General features: G+C 52.4%; 7 protein-coding genes and 1 pseudogene. 3 read left to right on the top strand and 5 right to left on the bottom strand.

Translation table 11 applies throughout. From position 1 onward, the window contains the following. Nucleotides 1–109 precede the first annotated feature (109 nt). Both PGL01S_RS24785 and PGL01S_RS24780 read right to left on the bottom strand, forming a co-directional pair. On the bottom strand, nucleotides 110–1,615 hold the full coding sequence (locus PGL01S_RS24785) for a response regulator transcription factor (RefSeq protein WP_127497424.1): 1,506 nt from the start codon (nucleotides 1,613–1,615) through the stop codon (nucleotides 110–112). Then, nucleotides 1,612–3,384, bottom strand: a complete 1,773-nt coding sequence (locus PGL01S_RS24780; protein ID WP_127497422.1) for a sensor histidine kinase — start codon at nucleotides 3,382–3,384, stop codon at nucleotides 1,612–1,614. Before PGL01S_RS24780 ends, PGL01S_RS24785 begins: the two co-directional genes overlap by 4 nt. A 133-nt stretch (nucleotides 3,385–3,517) precedes the next feature. Here PGL01S_RS24780 and PGL01S_RS24775 point away from each other — a divergent pair, with 133 nt between their 5' ends. The 3 genes from PGL01S_RS24775 to PGL01S_RS24765 are packed head-to-tail and all read left to right on the top strand — an operon-like array spanning nucleotide 3,518 to nucleotide 7,035. Further along, nucleotides 3,518–4,426, top strand: a complete 909-nt coding sequence (locus tag PGL01S_RS24775) for an ABC transporter permease (protein ID WP_127497420.1) — start codon at nucleotides 3,518–3,520, stop codon at nucleotides 4,424–4,426. 12 nt (nucleotides 4,427–4,438) lie between these two features. Beyond that, nucleotides 4,439–5,311 (top strand): carbohydrate ABC transporter permease, encoded by an 873-nt coding sequence (locus tag PGL01S_RS24770; protein ID WP_127497418.1) that lies wholly within the window; start codon nucleotides 4,439–4,441, stop codon nucleotides 5,309–5,311. Between the two features lie 35 nt (nucleotides 5,312–5,346). Continuing rightward, nucleotides 5,347–7,035, top strand: coding sequence for an extracellular solute-binding protein (locus PGL01S_RS24765; protein WP_127497415.1), 1,689 nt, complete (start codon nucleotides 5,347–5,349; stop codon nucleotides 7,033–7,035). Between the two features lie 323 nt (nucleotides 7,036–7,358). Here PGL01S_RS24765 and PGL01S_RS24760 read toward each other — a convergent pair. The 3 genes and pseudogenes from PGL01S_RS24760 to PGL01S_RS24750 all read right to left on the bottom strand — a co-directional run. Then, nucleotides 7,359–7,637 (bottom strand): annotated as a pseudogene (locus PGL01S_RS24760) (SRPBCC domain-containing protein); the annotation flags it as partial. After that, nucleotides 7,627–8,049 (bottom strand): DoxX family protein, encoded by a 423-nt coding sequence (locus PGL01S_RS24755; protein ID WP_127497413.1) that lies wholly within the window; start codon nucleotides 8,047–8,049, stop codon nucleotides 7,627–7,629. The gene PGL01S_RS24755 and the pseudogene PGL01S_RS24760, both read right to left, overlap by 11 nt. 272 nt (nucleotides 8,050–8,321) lie before the next feature. Beyond that, nucleotides 8,322–9,953 carry an S-layer homology domain-containing protein gene (locus PGL01S_RS24750; RefSeq protein WP_127497411.1) on the bottom strand — a complete coding sequence of 544 codons (1,632 nt, stop codon included), beginning with the start codon at nucleotides 9,951–9,953 and terminating at the stop codon, nucleotides 8,322–8,324. Nucleotides 9,954–9,975 lie beyond the last annotated feature (22 nt).

Raw genomic sequence — 9,975 nt, 5'->3', positions numbered from 1 at the left:
TACAGAATCCAACGTGTACGAGAGGGGATATAACGAAAGGAAATTCGTAACAGACAGCGACAGCGACCAAGGAACACGTGGTTCCTTGGTCGCTGTCTGTTCTACGCCGTTAATGATTCTGCCGGAATTCGCTCGGCGAGATCTGGAAGTGCTTCTTGAACACGCTCGAGAAATAGGTGGAGTCCTCGAACCCGACGGTCTGGCAGATCTCCGAGATTTTCATGTCCGTGTTGCGAAGCAGCACCTGCGCTTTCTGCAGCTTAAGCTTATTCACGTAGCCGGTGAAGGTCTCGCCGGTTTCTTTTTTGAACAGGGTGCTCAGGTAGCTTGGATTCAAATGAATGTTCTCCGCCACTTGCTTGATCGACAGCTCGCTGTCCAAATAATGCTCTTCGATATAATCAATCGCCTGTTGAATGCTGTTCACATACGGATTAGCCTGCTGCTTCCAGCGGTCCAGCCGGGTTTCGAAATCCTGGCAGGCCGCCTTGAACCAGCTCTTCAGCTCCATGGCTCCCGGAATCTGGTCAATTGTTTGCAGCAGCGCCTCGGCCGGCTTGCTCTGATGGCTGAACAGCCCCAGCACCTCGGAGATCTGATCCAGCGCTAGGGAGTGGTTGATGACCAGAATCTTGCCGTCCGTCAGCGGAAGGGAACCGGCTTGCCCGCCAACCTTCTCGAAGTAGTCATGCAGAGCTTGAAGATCCCCGGAAATAATGAGCGACATGATCTCGTTTTTTACCGCTTCGACGGCTTGATGCTTGCTTGACCGGACCGCAATCTGCGGAACCGTTGGCGCATGCACGCGCTGCTCGTTATAGTCGGCGTAAGCCGACATCAGCCCATCGACGTCCGGGGTTGGGCCAAGCGGGACGGTTTCGATAGCAATGCCCAAGTATTCGCGTACGGCAAGCGCCGCATTTTCTCTCCAGCAAGCCGTCTCCAAATCGGACGATACGGACAAGATAAACTGATCTTCCTTCAGAATAAGCAGCTTGGCATTCGCATCCTCGCTAAGCGCCAACTCCTGGAGGATGTTGTAGATTCCGTATTGCAGCACGTACAGATCGTCGGCCCCGTAATTTTTACCCTCCGGAAAATAATCCGTTATCGTCACCAGCCACAGCTGGCAACCTTCGAACATACGAAGAAAATGCGAGGTGAGCTCTTGGTTCATCTGATACTTGAGCAGAATCGAGCGGAGCAGATGCTCCCGTGTCGTCTGCTGCTCCTTGCGCTTGGCCTGCAGCTTCTTGGAGGCGCTGCCCAGAATGCCTGAAATATCCTCGTCCGAGCAGGGCTTGAGCAGGAAATCCATCGCTCCGTACCGGATGGCCGATTGCGCGTATTGAAAGTCCTGATAGCCGGTGATGATGATGAACAGCGTATCCATCCCATGCGAGTGAATGCGCTCCGCGAGCTCAATCCCGTTCATAACGGGCATGTGAATATCCATCAGAATGAGGTCAGGCTTCAGCTCCAGCGCCTTCTGCCAGCCTTCCTCGCCGGTCTCGGCTTCTCCGATGACGATCCAATTCCTGCTCTGCGAGATCATAAACTTAAGCCCCTCACGGAAATTAGGCTGGTCCTCTACGATTAAGACGGTTCCCTTCATGCGGAGTCCTCCTTGCTGATCGGTAAAATAAAGCTGACGGTTGTTCCGGCATTTGGCCTGCTCTCGAAGCGCAGCCCGTATGGCGCGCCGTAGACGAGCTGGATTCTGCGCTCCACGTTATGAATGCCCAGATGATTGCCGTGGACATCGCGTTCACCCGCCTCTAACTTAAGCAGCGTCTCGGGCTCGATTCCTTTGCCGTTATCCGTTACGTCCACTCTCAGATGCTCCTGCTCCTGGTAAACGTGAATGCGCAGCAGCTTCTTGTCTGCTTTTGTCTTGTCGGCAAAGGCATGGACAAAGACGTTCTCGACCGCCGGCTGCAGAAGCAGTCTTTGCATTTCCATGCAGAGCAGCTGCTCGTCCGTTTGGATGTCCAGCTCAAGGTCGGGGTGGAAGAGAGACATCTGAATATTAATGTAGCTCCGCAGCTGCTCCAGCTCCTCGCGGAGCGTGCTTGGCTGCTCGATCGGCTTCAAGGAATACTGCAGGATTTTCGAGAGCGATTGGATGATGCCGGCCGTATCCTTGGCGTTCTGCAAATACAGCTTCCAATAGATTTCGTTCAATATATTGTACAGGAAATGCGGATTAAGCTGCGCCTGGATCGCCCTCAGCTCAGCTTCCTTCTCCCGCAGCTGCTTCAGCAGCACCTCGTCGATCAGCTTCTGTATGTTATCCGCCATATCGTTAAACGACTCCCCGAGAAAAGCCAGCTCATCCTTCGAGCGGACCTCGACGCGGGCGTTCATCTGGCCTGAGCGAAGCCGCCGCATCCCGGATACGAGATTCCCAAGCGGCCGCAGCAGCCTAGTGCTGGTGAGCGTCAGGAGCAGGCCGGTCAGCAGGATGCTGGACAGGCCGGATATCGCGATGGTTTTCAGGATATCGGCGTTACGCTTGTCTAAAGCGCTTAGTCCGAGACCGCTGATCAGCTTAAAGATGCCGGAATCGGAGATGTTTTTCACGAACAGATAATTGCCTTGAGCGGTAGACTGAACAACGGAAGCTCGTTCTTCCTGGTCATGTTGCAGCGGAATGCTGTCCGGATAATCCGTTTCGGCGGTAGCGTCATCTTGGCTCCGCTGGCTGAACAACAGCCGGTCCTTGCGATCCAGCAAATAGACGATGCCGCCCGTTTGACCGATATCGTCAATAACCTCGGAGAAAAAGCCCTCGTCCAGCACCAGCACCAGCGTGCCGTACGTTTCCTGGTAGGTGCTTTTCATTACGCGGGCGGCAATAATCATATACCGGTAGCCGCTGGGGTCGGCCGAGCTGGCCAGCTTGAGCCGGAACCAGGTTAAGGCGCCGTTTGTGCCTTCCAGCTCCTGATTGATAATGCTGCGAGTCGGCTTGTCCAGCATGGAGACGGCGCCGTAATTCGCATTGTAGTAGCTGTCGCCGTGCAGATTGAAAATGAACATCGCCCGGATATGGGGCGCGTCAAGCTTCGCCTGCGAGACCATGTCGTACATGAGCTGCAGCTGCTCGACTTTATCTTCGTTATTTAAGGAGTTCGTCAAGATCTTCACGACGGTCGGATGAAAGACGATGGACTGCGAGATCCGTTCAACCTCATGGATATTCTGGTTGATTCGCTGAAGCGCTTGCTTGTTGTTTTGCAGGAATTGGCTGCGGATTTCCTCGCGGAACATGTTCTGATTGGACCGGTACACGATGATTCCGGTTATAGAGGAAGTTAGAATGACGATCAGCGACAGGCTGAGAATCAGCTTGACGACAAGACTTCGGGTATGAAACGGCATAACAAAGCCAGCCTCCTTACAAGATCTAATTTTAGCTAAAGTTCCTCCAATTAAAATTAAAGAAGTACCCTTTGCAAACGGATACACTGGTAACAGGTCAAAGGTTAACAGTAACTTGAAAGGAGGGAATAGCTTGAAATCAGCATCTAAGAAAGCCTTGTTCAAGAAAAATGTGCCTCTAATGTTGATGTTTGCTCCGGCACTTGCATATTACTTGATTTTTAGATACTTGCCAATAGGCGGGCTTGTCATCTCCTTCGAGAATTACAACTTCTTCGATGGCGTGTTCCATAGTCCTTGGGTAGGCTTCAAAAACTTCGAGATGCTCTTCAGCAACGACAAAACGCTCCGGATTATTTGGAATACGTTATGGCTTAGCGTGCTGAACCTGGTGGTAGGCTTCCCCATACCGATTATTCTGGCGCTTATGATTAATAGCGTTAGACGTTCATGGTATAAAAGATTCGTCCAGACGGTCGTCTATCTGCCGCACTTCTTCTCCTGGGTTATCGTAGGCGGCATGGTCATCACGCTGTTCTCGATGGAGTCCAGCTTCCTGAACCATTGGATTGAGGACAAGTATGGCGAGCCGTATCCGTTCCTGTACAAAACCTTCTCCTGGGTGACGATCTTCGTCGGATCGGGCGTGTGGAAGGAGATGGGCTTCAGCACGATTATTTATCTGGCTGCGCTCACGTCGATCTCGCCAGCCCTGTACGAAGCGGCGGCACTGGACGGGGCAAGCAAATGGAAACAAACCTGGCATGTTACGCTGCCTGGCATCAGAGGCACGATCATCCTAGTGCTCATTCTCTCCATGGGACGAGTCTTAGAGGTTGGTTTCGATCAAATCTACAACCTGCGGAATGCCATGGTATCGGATATCTCCGAAGTGATTAGCACGTACATCTATACCTTGGGTATCCAAGGCGGACAATTCAGTCTTACGACGGCGCTTGGTTTGTTCGAATCGGTGGTGGCCTTTATTCTTATTCTGGGCGCAAACCTGATCGCCAAAAAATTCAATAGCAACTTGTTCTGAGGTGAAGCGAAGATGAGAGAATCTTATGGAGACAAAATAACAAGAATAGGGATTTCGATTCTCCTGCTGCTCATTTCGATCTCGTGTCTGGCTCCCGTCATTAACATTCTATCCATCTCCTTCAGCGGTAAGCAGGCGGTCGAGTCCGGTCAAGTATTGCTATGGCCCATCGACGTAACCCTGCAAAGCTATTCCGCTTTATTCGAAGGAACGCGGGTGCTGGCTTCACTGTGGAACGGGGTTGTTATGACAGTTGGCGGCGTTCTGATCTCGATGGTGTTTACGATTTGTGCGGCTTATCCGTTATCGAAGGGTTATTTCTACGGCAGAAGAACCTTTACGCTGATGCTGCTCTTCACGATGGTCTTCACCGGCGGCTTAATACCCACTTATCTGGTCGTGAAAAGCTTAGGCATGATCGACTCGTATTGGGCGATATGGATGCCCGGTGCGGTCAGCACGTATAATATGCTCATTATGCGTTCCTATTTCGAAGGCATCGAGCCGGAGATCGAAGAGGCTGCCCGGATTGACGGCTGCAGGGAGATGTCCCTGTTATTCCGGATTGTTCTCCCTCTGTCCATGCCTGTGATTGCAACCTTAATCCTGTTCTATGGCGTAGGCTATTGGAACAACTTCATGAACGTACTGATTTATATCAATTCGACCGAAAAATATACGATCACCGTTCTTATCCAGCAAATGATTGCAAGCCAGTCTCTGCTCACAGAGTCGCTCGCGAACGATACGAGTGCCTTGGAGCTGGTGCCTGAGGGCATCAAATCGGCCGGTATTATCGTCCTTATCCTGCCGATGGTCGTGATCTATCCGTTCTTGCAGAAATATTTCGTAAAAGGCGTCATGCTTGGATCTGTAAAAGGGTAACTAACTTTACATTATGGCTATGGGGGAATAGATAAATGGTAAAGATGACGAAGAGAAACGTCTTGCTGGCCGGCGCATCGGTAACCCTGCTTGGGGTTCTGGCAGCCTGCGGCAGCAACGACAATGCAGATAACAGCGGCGGCAAATCCGCCGACGGCGACAGAGGCAAAAAGCCGACGATCAGCGCAACGGTGTACGACCGTGGATTGATCGCGGCTTCCGAAGGCACGATGGAGAAAAACCGCTGGACCCAGTGGATTAACGAGAACAGCCCGACAAACGTGAAATTCACGGCTATTCCGCGGACGGAGTCCAAGCAGAAGCTGAATACGCTGTTCGCATCCGGCAGCGCGCCGGATCTGATCTTCGAGTTCGATCCTAACATCAAGAACCCTCTCTATGACCAGAAGCAGCTGATGCCGCTGGACGATATGATCAACCAGTACAGCACGACCTACAAAAAACTGCTGGAGGATAATCCGATTCTGAAGCAGGTATCCGTTAAGTCCGACGGCAAGATCTACGAGTTCGGCAAGCTGAACGAAGCGATTCCGCAGTTCATTATCGCGATTCGCCAAGACTGGCTGGACAAGCTGAACTTGACCATGCCGAAAACAACGGAAGAGATGTATCAGGTGGCCAAGGCGTTCACCGAGCAGGATCCGGACGGCAATGGCAAGAAGGATACGTACGGTCTTAACGTAGGCCCGGGTCTTGGGGATATTTTCGGCGGAACCAACCTCAGCAACTCTTATAAAGACGAGAACGGAACCTTGGTACGCACATGGGATAACTTCGAGGAATACATCGACTTCACCAAACGTCTCTATGACGAAGGCATTATCGATAAAGACTACATTACCGACAATAACGGCGCGAAGGCCCGCCAGGACTTCCTGAACGGCAAGACAGGCATGTTCCTTGTTCAATCGAATTACAGCTTCTGGAACCGTCTCTGGATTACGGATTATGCAACGCTTCAAGCGAATGCTCCGGGCGCTAAGCTGGAAATTATGCCTTATCCGAAATCTCCGCGCGGCCAGTTCATTAACTGGATTAACAATCCGGTGCAGCTGACGGCCGTGGTGAACCGCAATGCGAAGAATCCTGAGGCTGTCATGAAATATGTGGACTTCCTGTCCGAACCGGACACCGGCAGAACGCTGACGAACGGTATTGAGGGTACGCATTGGCAAGCAGGTCCAACAGGCTGTCCGAACCCGATCGACCAAGAGAAGAACAAGACGGAGCTTGGCTACCTGGGCCAGGACTACAACATGATCTTCTCGGTTGTAAGTGGCGGCAAATGCTCGTTCACGGCAAGCAGCTTTAATCCTGATAAGCCGGATGAGAAGCTTGCGAAGGAGAAATTCAAGGAAAACATGGACATCTTCTACAATATGATCGATCAAGGCGCGCAGTTCCCTGGCCTGACTCACTTGGAGCATCTGCCGACGGTTCCGCAGGACCTGCTGGTAGACTTCCAGAATGCCAACACCGAGATCGGCAACCTAATGACAAAAGCGATTGTAAGCGGCGGAGGCTATACAACGGATAAAGCGTTAACCGAGATGCAAGCGCTGTGGAAGAAGTACAACGGCGATAAGCTGGACGCATTCTACCAAGAATGGTACACGGCCAACAAAGATACGGCGCTGATGCCGGACGATATCTTCCAGATCGTGAAGGATCAGAAGGCGACGCAGGAGGAAATTTTGAAATAGGGATTTTGAAATAGAACAGCCCCCGGGAGCATAGACTCTGCGGGGGCCGTTTGTTTATAGTGCTCCATAAACAACAACCACTAGCCCGGGCCAGAGCGCCTACGCTGGATTTCCTCCATTAAAATTAGCCCAAAAGGGAGGCAGTGCGGTGCTATGTTGGATTTATTCCAGTGAAAGTGGCCGGAATGAACCGAATCGGTCACTTTAAGCCAATTCTACTGTATTCAATCCAATGTAGCTTAAGCTGTCGGTCAAAAAAGCTGCATTACGCTGCATTCAATCCAACGTAGCTAAATCCTGCCGAGCGACATGTCTGTCGCCTCTTAAGCAACGATCTTCTCAAGATCGCCGCACCATTTGCTCCAGCCGTACTTGGCGCCATTCAGCGCTTGTTCATTCGTGATTCCGGCCTGCTCGAGATGAAGGTTAACCTTGCCGTCTCCTGCTTCTTGCAGCGTTCAAGTGACAGTTTGCTTCATCCCGCCGCTGTTCCACGTATAGGACAATTTATTGCAAACGTCCACCGTCAACACTTCGCCGTCAATGATGCCGCCCCAATATTCCGTTGGCGGAGTCCGCAAAAATTGTGCTCTAGAGCTTACGGCTCTCCGGGCGCAGTGCCCACGATGCGATATTTAGGGCGGCATAGACCAGCGGAAGGATCACGTTGAACCCGCCGGCTCCGTAATCGTGATCAAGCAGATGGGAGAAGGCGGCGCCCGTCATCAAGAAGAAGATCCCGGCATGCGTCCATTCCTTCAGCCGTGGGAAACGCGGTGCAAGGACGGCAATCACGCCAAGCAGCTTCCAAACCCCTAAAATCTGCATGATATACAGGGGGTACCCCAGATTCGCGACGAGATCGACATTCCCGCCTAATTTCATCAGCTGTCCGAGACCGCTGAGAGTAAGAGCTCCTGCAAGCAGCAGGGTAACGGACCAATAGGCGACCTTTTTTCCATGAACCTTAGTTCCTGCGTTTGCGGATGTTACCGCGCCAACTGTTTTACTCATTTTCATTTCCTCCTCGAATGGGTTTGTTTTTATGCGAGCTGCGACTTCGCTGTATGTCGTTTGCTTTAATAGGACACCTTTTGGTGTCGTTTTATGTTTTCAGTATATGACACCTTTTGGTGTCTCGTCAACGGCGTTTTGAATAAAATTTGTAAAAAGTTTTTAGAAGAGGATGGTGGGGCAATGTAAACAAATGAAAAAAACCGGAAGGGGATAAAATCCCTTCCGGTTCTGATGATGATTCGAATGGCTATGTTCCCGGTGAACCGGGCTTACAGCTTATTTATTACTCCGTACAACATTTGAGCGGCTTCCGCGCGGGTCGAGGTGCCAAGCGGAACGAATTCGCCCTTCGCCCGTCCTTGAACGATGCCAAGCGAAGCGGCTTTCTTAACGCTATCCAGTGCCCAGGCGGAGATGGAGGCTTCGTCCTTGAATGGCTCGGCAGCCGTAACCGGCGGCTTGCCTTTCATGAGTTCGTAGCCTCGCATCGCGAGCGTAGCCATCTCCTGACGGGTAATGTTGGAGCCAGGGGAGAACGTTGTGCTGCTTACGCCTTGCACGATGCCTGCTTTGTAAGCCGTGGCAACGTCGGCCGCATACCAGGCGCCTGCGGGAATATCCGTGAAGGCAGGCGTTCCTTCCGCCTTCAGCCCAAGCGCTCTGACGAGCAGCGCCGTGAATTCGGCGCGGGTAACGCTTCGGTTCGGCTCGAAGGTGGATGCCGTCGTGCCGGTCACGATCTGTTTCGCGAAGAGCTCCTTAATCACGCCGGATGCCCAGTAGCTGCTAGGGACGTCGGAAAAGTTTTTGTCGATCTCGAGTACCGCGTAAGAGCTGAAATGCGAGAGCTGCGCAACATAAACGCCATTCCCGTACGTCCCGCCAACAAACTCGGGGGCTCCGCTATCCGGGAGGTAGAAGATGGACGCCAGCTTCGGATTGATCGAAGCGTCTACCGGCAATCGAAGCGTCACGGGCTCTTTGAATTGATGCAGATCGTACGAAGTACCGTCCGCCGCAATCCATTGCAGCTTCAGCTCGTAGCTGTATCCGCTTAGCTTGGTATCCGCGCCGAGTGTTGGCTTCGCTGCTCCTTCGACCGGCTTGATGGTCAGGGAGATCGAGCCGCCTTGCAGCTGCGCTGAGGTTAAGCTTGTCTTCAGTTCGCTGAACACGCTTGAAGGTATGTCCAGCTCAGCTTTGCCGGAGGTGACGATGCTCAGCGTGCCTTTTCCAAGCAGCTCGTCCGTATTGGACGGCAGCTTGATCACGGCAGCGGATGCCGGTACCTCAATCGGTTTACCATTCTTTAATTGATCGGCTGTCACCGTTAAGGTTCCTGCAGGCTGGGCGGGCGAGCCGCCCGAGGATCCGCCGGATCCTCCTGAACCGCCTCCCGATGAACCGATTTGAATGGAGGCGGCATAATGACCGTCAATCGTGCTTGAGGCTAACGCCGAATCGACAAGCCGGATTTTTCTGACCTCGACGTCGGCTTTTCCGTTAGCGGCCGCAGTGAAGGTGAAGGAGGCCAGATCTAGATCGCCGCTGTCGCCTGGCGAGGTTCCCGACTTCGTATGGGCGAATACGAGATGGGATTCGCCCCCGCCGTCCGCGACAACCTTAGCCGGCGTGCTGAAGCCGACCAAGGCCGTCTTTTCGCTGCCTGTTTTAAAGGTCAGCAGATCGGAATCGTAATAGACATGTAATTCATAAGCATATACATCCTGCAGCTTGCTTCCTTTTACCGTAACGGTAACCTCATCGCCGCTGTTCAGGGCGCTTTTGTCGGTTGAGACGGAAAAGGAGGGCGGATCAGCCGCGGCCATCGCATAATGGGGGACGAGCATGGCTATCGCCAAGCAGATTGTCGCAAGCAAGGAAAGTCGTTTACGGGCCATAACAGATTCGTCCTTTCTCGTA

This window comes from Paenibacillus glycanilyticus NBRC 16618, assembly GCF_004000805.1.
Taxonomy (GTDB): Bacteria; Bacillota; Bacilli; order Paenibacillales; family Paenibacillaceae; genus Pristimantibacillus; species Pristimantibacillus glycanilyticus.
The sequence above is the reverse complement of the archived record's forward strand: the minus strand, read 5'-3'. Positions and strand labels throughout refer to the sequence as shown.